This window comes from Agrobacterium sp. 22-214-1 (assembly GCF_053522465.1).
On record NZ_JBNWCK010000010.1, the window covers coordinates 31,337 to 45,705 of the forward strand.

The 14,369-nt window shown below is 59.4% G+C and carries 13 protein-coding genes; 10 read left to right on the plus strand and 3 right to left on the minus strand.

Translation table 11 applies throughout. The features are described from left to right. Window positions 1-22 precede the first annotated feature (22 nt). From ACQZ5G_RS23740 to ACQZ5G_RS23780, 9 genes are all read left to right on the plus strand, one after another. Window positions 23-952, plus strand: coding sequence for a carbohydrate ABC transporter permease (locus tag ACQZ5G_RS23740; RefSeq protein WP_448737899.1), 930 nt, complete (start codon window positions 23-25; stop codon window positions 950-952). Between the two features lie 3 nt (window positions 953-955). Then, a complete protein-coding gene (locus ACQZ5G_RS23745; RefSeq protein WP_080854175.1) occupies window positions 956-1,792 on the plus strand; it encodes a carbohydrate ABC transporter permease in 837 nt (278 codons plus the stop codon). A gap of 4 nt (window positions 1,793-1,796) precedes the next feature. After that, window positions 1,797-2,969, plus strand: a complete 1,173-nt coding sequence (locus ACQZ5G_RS23750) for a glycoside hydrolase family 88 protein (protein WP_196378555.1) — start codon at window positions 1,797-1,799, stop codon at window positions 2,967-2,969. Between the two features lie 13 nt (window positions 2,970-2,982). Further along, entirely contained in the window at window positions 2,983-4,092 is a 1,110-nt protein-coding gene (locus ACQZ5G_RS23755; protein WP_448737820.1) for an ABC transporter ATP-binding protein, read from the plus strand. Window positions 4,093-4,111: 19 nt separating this feature from the next. Continuing rightward, window positions 4,112-4,816, plus strand: coding sequence for a DUF624 domain-containing protein (locus tag ACQZ5G_RS23760; RefSeq protein WP_448737821.1), 705 nt, complete (start codon window positions 4,112-4,114; stop codon window positions 4,814-4,816). Between the two features lie 48 nt (window positions 4,817-4,864). Continuing rightward, on the plus strand, window positions 4,865-6,145 hold the full coding sequence (locus ACQZ5G_RS23765) for an ABC transporter substrate-binding protein (protein WP_448737822.1): 1,281 nt from the start codon (window positions 4,865-4,867) through the stop codon (window positions 6,143-6,145). A 70-nt stretch (window positions 6,146-6,215) separates the two neighbouring features. Further along, the gene (locus ACQZ5G_RS23770) at window positions 6,216-8,081 is read left to right on the plus strand and encodes a DUF2264 domain-containing protein (RefSeq protein WP_448737823.1); all 1,866 of its coding nucleotides are present in this window, start codon (window positions 6,216-6,218) and stop codon (window positions 8,079-8,081) included. A gap of 5 nt (window positions 8,082-8,086) precedes the next feature. Next, window positions 8,087-9,754 carry an acyltransferase gene (locus ACQZ5G_RS23775; protein WP_448737824.1) on the plus strand — a complete coding sequence of 556 codons (1,668 nt, stop codon included), beginning with the start codon at window positions 8,087-8,089 and terminating at the stop codon, window positions 9,752-9,754. 50 nt (window positions 9,755-9,804) lie between these two features. Then, on the plus strand, window positions 9,805-10,950 hold the full coding sequence (locus ACQZ5G_RS23780) for an alpha-hydroxy acid oxidase (RefSeq protein ID WP_003519654.1): 1,146 nt from the start codon (window positions 9,805-9,807) through the stop codon (window positions 10,948-10,950). Window positions 10,951-10,989: 39 nt separating this feature from the next. Here the strand turns inward: ACQZ5G_RS23780 and ACQZ5G_RS23785 are convergent, their stop codons facing one another. Next, window positions 10,990-11,334, minus strand: a complete 345-nt coding sequence (locus ACQZ5G_RS23785; RefSeq protein WP_448737825.1) for a hypothetical protein — start codon at window positions 11,332-11,334, stop codon at window positions 10,990-10,992. Window positions 11,335-11,569: 235 nt separating this feature from the next. On the opposite strand from ACQZ5G_RS23785, the gene ACQZ5G_RS23790 reads away from it, so the two are divergent. Continuing rightward, the gene (locus ACQZ5G_RS23790; protein WP_448737826.1) at window positions 11,570-12,511 is read left to right on the plus strand and encodes a GNAT family N-acetyltransferase; all 942 of its coding nucleotides are present in this window, start codon (window positions 11,570-11,572) and stop codon (window positions 12,509-12,511) included. A 73-nt stretch (window positions 12,512-12,584) separates the two neighbouring features. Here the strand turns inward: ACQZ5G_RS23790 and ACQZ5G_RS23795 are convergent, their stop codons facing one another. Both ACQZ5G_RS23795 and ACQZ5G_RS23800 read right to left on the minus strand, forming a co-directional pair. Beyond that, window positions 12,585-13,616, minus strand: a complete 1,032-nt coding sequence (locus ACQZ5G_RS23795; RefSeq protein ID WP_448737827.1) for an L-idonate 5-dehydrogenase — start codon at window positions 13,614-13,616, stop codon at window positions 12,585-12,587. A 65-nt stretch (window positions 13,617-13,681) separates the two neighbouring features. Next, window positions 13,682-14,356, minus strand: a complete 675-nt coding sequence (locus ACQZ5G_RS23800) for a 4-carboxy-4-hydroxy-2-oxoadipate aldolase/oxaloacetate decarboxylase (protein WP_046799012.1) — start codon at window positions 14,354-14,356, stop codon at window positions 13,682-13,684. Window positions 14,357-14,369 lie beyond the last annotated feature (13 nt).

A 14,369-nucleotide genomic window follows, 5' to 3' on the forward strand; every position in this document is an offset into this window, starting at 1 on the left:
TGTGGCAATCGCAACCGCGACCATGTCCGACAAGCAGGCGACTCCGTATCGCAGGAAAAAACTCCGCATCGTCTCCAAACGGCGGCGCGGAATAGAAAATGCGCTCGTCGCCTACTCCTTCATTGCCCCCAATTTTCTCGGCTTTGCGATTTTTACGCTCGGACCGATCCTCTTTGCCTTTGCGCTGGCCTTCATGCATTGGGATGGCTCCAATGCCATGCGTTTTGCCGGTCTCGATAATTTCTGGCGGCTTTTCGAGGACAGGGCCTTCATCGCGGCTTTCTGGAACACGGTCATCTACACCGTCGCGTCGGTGCCGGCCACGCTCGCCTGCGCGCTCGGGCTTGCGATCCTGCTCAACCAGAAAATCCTCGGCCGCAATTTCTTCCGCACGGCCATGTTCTTTCCTTATGTCGCATCGCTGGTTGCCGTGGCCGTCGTCTGGAACATGATTTTCAATCCGGAGATGGGTCCGGTCAACATGCTGCTCTATACGCTCGGCCTCGATCCCGCCGACATGCCGGGATGGGCGGCGGACCGGCACTGGGCCATGATCACGGTCATTCTCTTCGGCGTGTGGAAGAGCATGGGTTATTACATGGTCATCTATCTCGCCGGGCTGCAGGGCATCAATTCGGAGCTTTATGAAGCCGCGGGGCTGGATGGCGCCAATGCCTGGCAGAAATTCATCCACGTCACCCTGCCGCAGCTTGCGCCAACGACCTTTTTCGTCACCGTCATGCTGACGATCCAGTCCTTCAAGGTTTTCGATCAGGTCTATATGATCACGCAGGGCGGTCCCGGCACTTCGACGCTGGTTCTCGTCTATCACATCTACAATGAGGCCTTCATTTCCTGGGATCTCGGCTATTCCAGCATGATCGCCCTCGTCCTGTTCTTCCTCGTCCTGATGGTCACCATCGTCCAGTTCAAACGGCAGCGGGAGGATTGATCCATGCGCATCATGGGCCGCAAAATCCCCGCCGCCACGATTGGCATCTATCTGACGGTCATCGTCGTCACCATCGTCATGCTTCTGCCCTTCGCATGGATGCTGTCGGCATCGCTGAAACTCAGCCGCGATGTCTTCGCGTTCCCGATCGAATGGATCCCCTCGCAGCCGCGCTGGGAAAACTATGTGGAAATCTGGACGAAAATCCCGCTGGCATTATTCATCTACAACACGTCGAAGCTGACGATCATCGTCACATTGCTGCAATTGCTGACCTCAAGCTTTGCGGCCTACGCCTTCGCCAAGCTGCATTTTCCCTACAAGAACACGCTGTTTCTCGGCTATATCGCCACCATCGCCATGCCCTGGCAGGTCTATATGGTGCCGCAGTTTCTGCTGATGCGCGAATTCGGGCTCAACAACACCCATCTCGCCCTGATTTTCCTGCAGGCCTTCACCGCCTTCGGCGTTTTCCTGATGCGGCAGTTTTACATGTCGATCCCGAACGAGCTTTGCGAGGCGGCGCGCATCGACGGCATGAACGAATACCAGATCTGGGCGAAGATCATGCTGCCGCTTTCCAAACCGGCGCTTTCCACCTTGACGATCTTCACCTTCGTCACGACCTGGAACGACTTCATGGGTCCGATGATCTATCTCACCAAGACTGAGCTGAAGACCATCCAGATCGGCCTGCGCATGTTCATTTCGCAATATTCGGCGGAATACGGATTGATCATGGCCGCCTCGGTCGTGGCGCTTATCCCGGTTCTCGTCGTTTTCCTGGCGTTGCAGCGCTTCTTCGTCGAAGGCGTCGCCTCCACCGGCCTCAAGGGTTGATTTCATGCTCGATTTGACCACGTCCCTCCCCACCCCGATCACAGACGCCGAAATCGACGCGGCGCTGGCCGTGGCCGTCGCGCAGGTCAGGCGCAATCTTCCGCAATTTACCTATGCGGCGCAGAACCATTCGAGCGTGAAGAATTTTTACCCGGCAGTCGCCAACGACCAATGGACCGCCGGTTTCTGGCCCGGCCAGATATGGCTCGCCTTCGAACATACCGGCGACAGGACCTTTCAGCATGCGGCGCAAATTCAGGTGCAGAGCTTCCTACACCGTATCGAAAACCGCATCGAGACCGATCATCACGATATGGGCTTTCTCTACTCGCCCTCCTGCATCGCCGCATGGAAACTGGTGGGGGATGAGGATGGAAGACGCGCGGCGCTGATGGCGGCGGACCAGTTGATGGAGCGGTTCCAGCCGGTCGGGCAATTCATCCAGGCCTGGGGCCGCAGGGATAATCCCAACGAATATCGCTACATCATCGACTGCCTTTTAAACCTGCCGCTGCTTTATTGGGCGAGCCGCGAAACCGGCCGGGAAGACTACCGCACCGTGGCGCTTGCCCATGCCCGCACCACGCTTGCCCATTCCGTCCGGCCTGACGATTCCACCTATCATACATTTTACATGGACCCGGAGACCGGCGCTCCAGTGCGCGGTGTCACAAAACAGGGTTACAGCGATGAGAGCTACTGGGCCCGCGGACAGGCCTGGGGCATTGCCGGCATGGCCATTTCTTATCGATACGAGCGCCTGCCTGCCTATCGCGACACCTTCGAGCGGCTTCTCGCCTTCTATCTCAAACGCCTGCCCGACGATCTCGTACCCTATTGGGACCTGATTTTTGCGGATGGCGATGGCGAACCGCGCGACAGCTCGGCGGCGGCCATCGTCGCCTGCGGCCTCCTGGAAATGGCGGAGCTGGAGACGCCGGAAAAGGCGGCGGAATATCGCGATCTGGCAAGGCGCATGGTGAAAAGCCTCGCCGATATCTATTCGGTTCGCGATCCCGCGATCTCCAACGGGCAGCTTCTGCACGGCACCTATTCCAAGAAGACACCCCATAATACCTGCCGGGGCGAAGGCGTCGACGAGTGCGTCTCCTGGGGCGATTATTATTATCTGGAAGCGCTGATCCGGCTTTCGCGCAACTGGTCTTCCTATTGGTGAGCGCGAGGAACAGATGGCTAGCATTTCCCTGAAAAAACTCAACAAGACCTTCGGCGCGCTCAAGGTCGTTCACGATATCGATCTGGATATTGCCGACAAGGAATTCATCATTCTGGTCGGCCCTTCCGGATGCGGCAAATCCACGACGCTGAGGATGATCGCCGGGCTCGAGGAAATCTCCGGCGGCGAGTTGCGCATCGGCGAGGACGTGATGAACGATGTGCCCTCGAAAGATCGCGACATCGCCATGGTGTTCCAGAACTATGCGCTTTATCCGCATATGACGGTCTACAAGAACATGGCCTTCGGTCTGGAACTCAGAAAGGCGCCGCGCGATCTCATCGACACCAAGGTCAAGGATGCGGCGAAAATTCTCGACATCACCCATCTCTTGAACCGCAAGCCGAAAGCGCTCTCCGGCGGCCAGCGCCAGCGTGTCGCGCTCGGCCGGGCCATGGTGCGCAACCCGGAAGTCTTCCTGCTCGATGAGCCGCTTTCCAATCTCGACGCCAAGCTGCGCGGCACCATGCGTTCGGAAATCTCCAAGCTGCACAAGCGGCTGGACGCCACCTTCATTTACGTCACCCACGATCAGGTGGAAGCCATGACCATGGCGGACCGCATCGTGGTGATGAAGGACGGGCATATCCAGCAGGTGGATACGCCGCAAAACCTTTACGACCGGCCGATCAACATGTTCGTTGCGGGTTTCATCGGCGCGCCGCAGATGAACATGCTGCCAGTCACACTGCGCCGCGACGGCGACCGCTTCACCGCCCTGTTCGACGGCAATCCGCTGCCTCTGCCAGCGGGCATCGATACCGCACGCCTGCTCCCCCATGAAGGAAAGGACATCGTTCTCGGCATCCGGCCGGAAAATTTCCACGAATTCGCCCCGGCGGATATCGATGCCGCCAATGTCGCACCCTTCCGGGCGACGGTGGAGCTGGCGGAACCGATGGGATCGGAAGTGCATCTCAACCTCGTCTCCGGCGGCAGAAACCTTGTTGCGCGCGTCTCACCGCGTTTCAGGGCGAAGATCGGCGATCCCGTCGAACTGCTGGCCGATCTGACGAATGCACAGCTTTTCGATCCCGCCACCGAGCGATCGATCCTTTATTGAGGCGACGGGGAGAAACGCGATGCAATGGCTGGAAGGGTTATGGACGAAGGAAGGGGCCGGGATCGACAAGAACGCCCCGCCGCTGACCGGCCTTGCCCTGTTCCTCGATATCATCAAGCGCGAATGGTGGGAGATGGTGAAGCTCAACCTCCTCTTCATCATCGCCAGCCTACCGGTGGTGACGATGCCGACGGCGATGCTGGCCATGGCCCGTGTCTCTGTTTCCTTCGCAAATGACGAGAATACCTATCTGCTGCGCGACTTTCTCGAGGCCTTGCGGAAATTCGCCCTGCGCGGCACCGCGCTTGTGGTTTTAAGCGCCCTGCTGGTGAGCGCCGGTGTTTACGCAACTGTCAGCTATGCCGGGGCCGCCCGGCTCCAGCTCGTCTATAGCCTGCCTTTTGCGATCAGCCTGGCGGTCACGCTGTTTCTCATCCTCCTCAGCGCCTATGCCAGCGTTGTTCTGGCCAAGCGGGACCTGCCGCTTTCGGAAACCCTGCGGCAGGCGGCGTTTCTGGCGCTTACCAGGCCATTGCCGATGCTTGCGGCGCTCGGCTTCGTCGCAGCGCTCTGGATTGCGCATATCCTCTTTTATCCGGTGTCGGTGTTCATGCCGGCCACCATCAATTTTTCGCTCGGCATGTTCGCCCTCTGTTTCGCAGCGAGAAACGCTGCTGCGAAAACACGCGCGCGGATGCCCGAACCGGCGGGGAGCGGCACTTAAAGCAGACCAAAATCAAAACGACATCAGTCAGGGAAGGAGAAACGAGCTATGGAGTTTAAGACAACCAGACGTGCATTCGCTCTCGCAACCGCCGGTCTCGGCATTGCCATGGGCATGGGAGGAACGGCGTTCGCTGCGAGCGATGCGCCCGTTACGCTAAAGTGGGCGCTGTGGGATCTGGACAAGGGCGCTTATTTCAAGCCCTTGATGGAGGCCTACAAGCAGAAGCATCCGAATGTGACGTTCGAAGTGGTCGACCTCGGCTCACAGGATTATACGCAGATGATATCCACGCAGCTCACCGGCGGCTCCAAGGATATCGATGTCGTCACCATCAAGGATGTGCCCGGTTACGCCAATCTGGTGCGCGCCGGCAACATCACCGATCTCAGCGGCTTCATCAAGGACCAGAAGATCGAGACCGCCCCCTATGGCGGCCTGATCGAGGAGCTGACCATCGACGGCAAGATTTACGCCCTGCCGTTCCGCTCGGATTTCTGGGTGGTCTATTACAACAAGGATATTTTCGACAAGGCCGGCGTGCCTTACCCCACCAATGACATGAGCTGGGCGCAGTTCGATGAGATCGCCCGCAAGCTGAAGGGCGGCATGGGCGCCAACCGCACCTATGGCGCACTGCTGCACACTTGGCGTTCGACGGTGCAGCTGCCCGGTATTCAGGACGGCAAGCACACGCTGGTGGACGGCAATTATGAATTCCTGAAACCCTGGTATGAGCGTGCGCTTGCCCTGCAGAAAAGCGGCGCAATACCGTCCTATGCCTCGCTGAAAACCTCAAACACCCATTATTCCGCTCTGTTCTTCAACGGAACGATCGGCATGCTGCCCATGGGCACATGGTTTGTCGGCACCCAGATCGCCAAGGTGAAATCCGGCGAGTCGAAAAGCGTCAATTGGGGCATCGTGAAATTCCCCCATCCGGATGGGGTGGCGGCAGGCGCGACGGCCGCGCAGATTGCCGGATTGTCGGTCAATGCCAATTCCGGCCACAAGGAAGCCGCGCTGGACTTCATCCACTTCGTTACCGGACCTGAGGGTGCGGCGATCATCGCCTCCACCGGCACTTTCCCTGCGCTCAGAACCGATGATGTGGCCGAGAAGATCGCGGCGCTGCCGGGCTTCCCGCAGGACCAGAACAGCAAGGATGCGCTGCAGGCGGGCAAAGCCTATCTGGAAATGGCGGTCAACCCGAATGCGGCCAAGATCGAAGTCGTCCTGAACCGCGTGCATGATGCGCTGATGACCGACAATATCTCGATCGATGACGGCATCAGGGACATGAATGACGGCGTCAAGGCCATCAAATAATTGCCACAGGGCCGCGGGCGGGAAGCCTGCGGCCCTTTCCTTTGATCATGAATTCCGGACATCCGTCACCGTGCCTCACGAGACCGCCGCAGCCAATCCGCTCTTTCACAATCCGCTTCTCGGCAGGGACGATCTCGCAAAGGCGGTGATCGATCTTTTCAACCCGCTGCTTGCCTGTTTTTCACCGGGCGGCGCGCGCGTCCGGCTCGGAGCAACGGGGGCGATTTTCGATTTTCCTGCGGCGGAACTGGAGGGTTTTGCCCGGCCATTATGGGGCATCGTTCCACTTGCCGCCGGCGGTTATGACTTTCCCCACTGGGATCTCTACAGGCGTGGACTGGCCAATGGCGCCAATCCGGCCCACCCCGAATATTGGGGCGATACGGCTGATCGGCACCAGCGGCTGGTCGAACTGGCGGCGATAGGATTTGCGCTCGCCATGGTTCCCGAACTTATCTGGGAGCCGCTTGCCGAAACGGACAGGCAGGCTGTCACCGCCTATCTTCTCGCCGCCCGCGAGCGGGAATTCGTCGACAATAACTGGAAATTCTTCCGTGTTCTGATCGATCTCGGGCTGGAGCGGGTCGGCGTGGAATTCGACCGGACCAAAACCCAAACCTATCTCGATGAACTCGAGGCTTTCGATATCGGCAACGGCTGGTATCGCGACGGGCCGGTGCGCCGGGTCGACCATTATATTCCCTTCGCCATGCATTTTTACGGCCTGATCTATACGGTGCTGGCAAAAGGTGACGAGACGCGAAAAACACGCTTGCTCGAACGCTCGCGCATTTTCACCCGTGACATACGCCACTGGTTCGGGCCCGACGGGGCCTCGCTCGCCTTCGGGCGCAGCCAGACCTACCGTTTTGCGGCGGGCGGTTTCTGGGGCGCTCTTGCCTTTTCCGGTCTGGAAGCGCTGCCGTGGCAGGTGATCAAGGGCTATTACATGCGCCATATCCGCTGGTGGTCGAAGCGGCCTATCGCGGACCGCGACGGCGTCCTGTCGGTCGGATATGGCTACCCAAATCTTCTGATGAGCGAGAGCTACAATTCTCCCTGCTCGCCCTATTGGGCGCTCAAATTTTTCCTGCCGCTGGCGCTGCCCGCCGATCACCCGTTCTGGACAGCGGAAGAGGCTGAACCGCAGGAATTTGCCGAACCGGTTCCCCTCGCGGAGCCGGGCATGGTGGCCTTTCATACGCCGGGCAATATCGTGGTCCTGTCCTCCGGGCAGCAGCACGACAGGATGCGCGGCGCGCAGGAAAAATATTCGAAGTTCGTCTATTCCACCCGTTATGCCTTCAATGTCGAGGCGGATGACCGGCATTTCGCCGCCGCGAGTTTCGACGGCATGCTCGGCCTTTCCGACGACGGCGTGCACTTCCGCACTCGCGAGACGATGGAAGAGGCGTTGATCGCCAAAGACTGCCTCTATTCCCGCTGGCGGCCATGGGCGGATGTCGAGATCGAGACCTGGCTCGTGCCACAAAACCCGTGGCACATAAGGCTGCACCGCATCCGCACCCCACGCCCCTTGCAAACATCAGAAGGCGGATTTGCCATAAAACGCGCCGATTTCAACCGCGACCGCACCGAGGCGATTGAAGGCCGCGCCGTCTGTTACGGACAGACTGACACCAGCATCATCGTCGATCTTTCGGGAGATATAAGGCGCGAAGGCGTGTGCCATCAGGCAATCGCCAATACCAACCTCATTCACGCCAGAACGCTTGTTCCGCAATTGCGCGGCGCCATCGCCTCCGGCGAAACGTTGCTGGTGACGGCAGCCGTAGCACTGCCGGCCGGCAAAGAAGCAGAGGCAGCATTGGCTGTCCTCTCCGAAAGTCCCGATCTCCCGAGGCTGGAAGAGATGTTCAAGCGGGAGGGGCGGCGCGTTCCCGCCTATGCTCTCGATGAAAACCGCGCAGGCTGACGGAGATGACCGACGAAGTATCGAGCTTTTCCCAAAGGTCAGACAGGCTGAACATCCTGACCTGGGAGCGGAGACGGGAGGATATCGACAGCACCGACCATCAGGCGCGGCTGCGTGGCCTCGAGCGCTCTGCAAACGCCGTTTTCGGGCAGGGCGTCTACATCGCCGCCAAGGCCGAGGTGCATACGGATAGACTCCTTATGGGTGCGCAGTCGTGGATCGCCGGTTACGCAATCGTGCGCGGCGATATCGAACTCGGCGAAAATGTCTCGATCAACCCCTATGCCTGTCTTTCCGGTAAGGTAACAATCGGCAACGGCGTGCGCATCGCCTCACATGTCAGCATCGTTGGCTTCAACCATGGCTTCGACGACATTGAAACTCCGATCTATCGCCAACCGCTGACCTCGCTCGGGATAGAGATCGGTGACGACGTCTGGATCGGCGCCAATGCGGTTGTGCTGGATGGCGTGAAGATAGGGCGCGGCGCAATTATTGCCGCAGGCGCGGTGGTGGCGAAGGACATTCCCGCCATGGCCATTGCAGGCGGCGTTCCCGCCCGGGTTCTGCGATATCGTGGAGAAAAAGCGGCCGCGCCGAGGCTGATGGAACTCGATGGCCTGCTGCAAGAACTCGGTAAGGAGATTGCCGACGACTGGCTTGCCGCCATCCGCTCTTATGGCGAGGATGGCATCTATCGTTCCGCCGATGCATCCGGAGATGAGGTCGAAAGCGTCAGGCATCTGTGCGATGCCATCGAGATTGCGGCAGCCTTCGGACAGGAAAAGATCGCTTTCGATGCCGTAAAAACCGTGGCCAGTCTTCAGGCCCTGCAGGATCAGCAAACGGGGCTGTTTCTTAACCGTCACCACCACCCCTCGACGCCTCCCGAGAAGGACCCTGCCGTCCTCTATAATATTCTGGCTGTCGGATATGGACTTGAATGTTTCGGCACCGCACCGAAACAGCCGATCGCTTTCGTGGAGCGTCTGCGCACCGACGAACTCATCCTCCTGCTGGAAGAATTGCCATGGCAAAGCCGGGCATGGCATTGCGGCGCCACCATAGACGCCATCGCCACCGCGCTTTATTTCAACAGGCGCTATTTTACATCCGGCGACAATCTCACCGTTCTCTTCGGCTGGCTGGCGATGAATGTGGATAAAACCACCGGGCTTTGGGGTGAGCCGACTGCCGCGCAGGGCCTGCTGCAACCGGTCAACGGCTTTTACCGGCTTACCCGCGGCTCTTACGCACAATTCGGCCTGCCCCTTCCCTATCCGGAAGCAGCAATTGACTCCGTCATTGCCAACTATCGTGCCTATGGCGGTTTCCATGGCGAAGATTTTAATGCCTGCAACCTGCTCGATACGATCCATCCGCTTCTTCTGTGCCTGAAACAGACGGATCACCGGCAGGACGAGGCGAAGGAAATCGCCCGCGAAATTCTGCGCCGAAATGAGGGACGCTGGCAAAGGAACAGGGGATTTGCCTTCGCCGAGGGGCATCCGGCCGGGCTGCAGGGCACGGAAATGTGGATGTCGGTTCTCTGGCTTTCAGCGAAGCTTCTCGATGCGGAACATCTCCTGCCGTTCCAACCTCGCGGCATCCATCGCTTCGATCCTGCGGAAATCGTCCGTGGCCTGATTGCCCGCTATAAATCTCCGGTATAGGTTTCCGACACTCTTTTGAAAGCTTTCAAACCGGACCGGTCGAGTAAAAGATGCAACTCAAAGACTGCTATAATTTCCACGATTTTCGCCGCATGGCCAAACAGCGTCTGCCCGGACCGATCTTCAACTACATAGACGGCGCTGCTGATGATGAGGTGACGTATCGGCGAAACACGGCCGCCTTCGAAAAATGCGATCTCGTTCCCGATGTGCTGCGCGGCGTGGCCGATGTGGATATGTCGGTCACAGTCATGGGGCAGAAGCTGTCCATGCCGGTCTATTGTTCGCCGACGGCGCTGCAACGTCTCTTCCACCATCAGGGGGAACGGGCGGTTGCGGCAGCGGCTGGGAAATACGGCACGATGTTCGGCGTCTCCTCGCTCGGCACCACGAGCCTTGAAGAAGCGCGCCGGATCAGCGGCGGCCCGCAGGTCTATCAGTTCTATTTCCACAAGGACCGCGGCCTCAACCGCGATATGATGGCGCGCGCCAAAAGCGCCGGTGTCGAGACGATGATGCTGACGGTGGACAGTATTACCGGCGGCAACCGCGAGCGCGACAAGCGCACCGGCTTTGCCATTCCGTTCAAGCTCAATCTTTCCGGCATCGCGCAATTCGCCATCAAGCCGGCCTGGGGCATCAACTACCTGACGCATGAGCGCTTCAGCCTGCCGCAGCTCGACGACCACATTAAAATGGACGGCGGCGCTCTTTCCATCAGCCGCTATTTCACCGACATGCTCGACCCTTCGATGAACTGGGACGACGTGGCACAAATGGTGCGCGAATGGGGCGGGCCGTTCTGCCTAAAAGGCATCATGTCGGTGGACGACGCCAGACGCGCCGTGGAGATCGGCTGCAGCGGCATTGTGCTTTCCAATCACGGTGGGCGTCAGCTGGATGGCTCCCGCAGCGCCTTCGATCAGCTGGCCGAGATCGTCGATGCGGTTGGCGACCGGATCGATGTGATGATGGATGGCGGCGTGCAGCGCGGCACCCATGTTCTGAAAGCACTGTCTCTCGGCGCAAAAGCGGTGGGGCTCGGCCGCTATTACCTTTTCCCCTTGGCTGCTGCCGGGCAACCGGGGGTCGAACGGGCGCTCGAGCTGATGCGTATCGAAATAGAGCGCGGCATGAAGCTGATGGGCTGCACCTCCGTCGATCAGCTCACACGCCGGAACCTTCGGTTCCGTTGAACAGGCAGGACGTTAGAGAAGAACTGGGGCGGAGCGCGATCACAACCGACTACTGAAACCGCATGCCGTTTCAGCCGCGTTTCGTCGCTGTTCCTGAAGCGCCATGCCGATGTTCCAGACGAGCGCCAGGCAAACGAGCCCGCAAAAACAGGCTGAAATCAGCGAGCGATGGCGCTTGGCTCCGGAGAGAAACATCCAGCCGATAATTGCATAGACCGCAAGCGCCGGCACCGCGGCAATCAGAACAGATATGGGGCCATCGCAATCGACGGCCTCGACCCCGATGGCGCGATACTCGTTCGGGGTTGCCACCAGACCGAGGACGGCCACGGGAAACATGGCCGCTAAAACCGCGTAACGGAAAAATCGGGGCGTGTCGGGCATGCCTGCTCCATAGCCGGATAATCAACTGCCGCAAACGGCGCAGGTAAAGTCCCGCCGCGCGATCTCAGCGAATATCCATTTTGCCGATAATATCGGTTTAGCCGCCATTGTCGGCGACCGGAAGAGCAGATTGCCCGCTTTTGTTGAGAAAGCCAGCCTTTTACATCGGGAGCAATCTTGGCAAGTCAGGCGGAATATGATTATGGTTGCATGATGCAACCATAATGGATTGAACGTGCCCCAACAGCCCTTACCCGTAAACGACATCCGTTCCACCTCCCGCCGGCTCGTCCGCGAACTCGGCTTCATGGGGGGAGACTTTGCCGGCACCGATCTGCCGCCCTCCGCCGTACATGCCCTGATCGAGATCGAGGCGCGCCCCGACATCACGGCGCGGGATCTGGGAAAACTTCTGCGGCTTGAAAAATCGAGTGTCAGCCGCATGCTGCGCAAGCTCGTCCTGTCGGGCGATGTTCGCGAAGAAACGGATGAAGGGGACAGTCGCATCAAGCGGCTGCGTCTTACGGGTCAGGGACAAGAACAGGTGGGCGCCATCCATGGCTTTGCGAACCGGCAGGTCTCCGGCGCCCTGACGCAGCTTACATCGGCGGATGCTCACACGATCCTCCAGGGGCTCCGTCTTTACGCCGATGCGCTGGGAGACAGGACCGATACCGTTGCTCCCTCCATGGAGATACTGGAGGGATACAGGCCGGGCATCATTGCCCGGATCACGCAGATGCATGCGCTCTATTACGCCCGGACATCCGGCTTCGGCCAACGCTTCGAATCCGTTGTCGCCGAAGGCCTCGCCTCCTTTTGCAACCGGCTCGAAAGCCCAAAAAACGCAATATGGGTCGCAATGCGGGGGCAGGAGATCATCGGCTCCGTTGCCATCGACGGCGAGGATATGGGATCGGATATCGCGCATCTGCGCTGGTTTATTGTCGATGATGGCGTGCGTGGAGGCGGCGTCGGACGCAGGCTGCTGGAAACCGCACTGGCCTTCGTCGATGGAAAAGGCTTTGCCGAAACCCATCTCTGGACATTCAATGGCCTCCTGGCCGCACGACACCTTTACGAAGCCCATGGCTTCACATGCGTCGAGGAACATCCGGGCAGCCAGTGGGGAAGCGAGGTTCTGGAACAGCGGTTTGTCCGGTCACGGCCCGAATGATCTTTCAACCACGTATAGACGGCCGCAATCGGAATCCTCCTGCGGCCGTTTCGAAAACAGGTACCGGCACCCCTTAAAAGGCGAGTTGAACCTTCATCGACCTGCTTCTATCGCCGGCGGTTTCGAATGCCGTGACAACCTCCTCCAGCGGAAAGGTTCCAGTCAGCAGGGGCTTCAGGTCGACACGGCGCTGGTTGATGAAATCGACAGCAAGCCCGAATTCCTCATGGAACCGGAAGGTGCCCTTCATCTCGATTTCCTTGGCGACCACCATATTCTGCGGAATGGACACATCGCCGCCAAGACCGAGCTGAACCACGGTGGAACGCGGTTTCAGCGCTTCGAGACCCGAACGGACGGCTCTTTCATTTCCGGATGCCTCAAACTGAAGGTCGAAATAACCCTTGTTTGCCGAATAGGCGGAGAGCGCATCCGGATCACTGGCGACATTGATGACACGGTCGGCGCCAAGGGCGAGCGCCTTTTGCAGAACCGCATCCATGACATCGGTTGCGACGATTTCCCGGGCGCCATGGGCGCGGGCTGCGATGATGGCAAGTGCACCGATCGGCCCACAGCCGGTGACCAGAACGCGTTTGTCGGTCAATGCGCCGGCGCGGTTGACGCCATGCAGCGTTACCGCAAAAGGTTCGGCCATGGCCGCTTCATGAATGGAGATGCCATCCCGCACCTTGTGGCACTGATATGCCTCGGCGACGAGACGCTGACGGAATGCGCCCTGAATATGCGGCATGGGCATGGCGGAGCCATAAAAGCGCATGTTCAGGCACTGGTTCTGCTGGCCCTTCAGGCAGAATTCGCAATGGTTGCAGGGCCGGCTCGGCGATACGGCAACGCGGTCGCCGACGGCGAGACCGGAGACACCCTCTCCCAAAGCCTTGATGGTTCCGGCCACCTCATGGCCGAGAATCATCGGCTCCCGCACGCGCACGGTGCCGAAGCCGCCATGATTGTAATAATGCAGGTCGGAGCCGCAGATGCCACCCGCTTCGATGGCGACCTCGACCTGTCCCGGACCGGGCTGCTCGGTCTCCCGTTCCTCGATCCGCAGATCCTTCGCCGCGTGGATGACAACCGCTTTCATAGTCTCTCCTCCCATAAGGCGCACACGGCGGCAGTAGCCGCCGTTGCCCATTGTCCGGACTTGTCTCAGATATCGACCACGAGGCCCTTGGCTTTCAGAACCGGCTCGAGCTTGCTGACCTCGATTACCGACTTGCCCTGCTTGTAGGCTTCGATGTAACCGGCCTCGGCATCTTCGCGGGCCTGCGAAAGCTTGGCCGCTTCCTGTGCCTCCTCGCGCCTGACGACCACAAGGCCATCGGCGTCGCCGACGATGATATCGCCCGGATTGATGATTTCGCCGCCGACGATCACCTGATCGTTGACCGCGGCAATGGTCTCCTTGACCGTGCCCTTGATGCAGACGCTGAGCGAGAAGACCGGGAAGCCGAGGTCCCGCAGCTGCAGCGTGTCGCGCACGCCGGTATCCGTTACCAGGCCGCCGATGCCTTTTGCGAGGCAGGCATTGGCCAGCACGTCACCGAAGGAACCGGCTTCCTCATATTCGCCGGCGGAAACGACGATGATGTCACCCGGCTTGGCATAGTTGATGGCAAGCTGCAGCATGATGTTGTCGCGCGGCGCGCATTTGACCGTGAAGGCCGGGCCGCAGAGCTTCATGCGATAATCGACCGGCTTCAGCCGCGAGGACAATGCACCGCGGCGTCCCTGCGCCTCATGGATCGTGGCAGGAGAGAATTTGGCAAGCGCTTCGACATCCGCCTTGGCCGGACGCTGCGCGATATCTTTAATGTGGATCATGAAAACCTCCCAC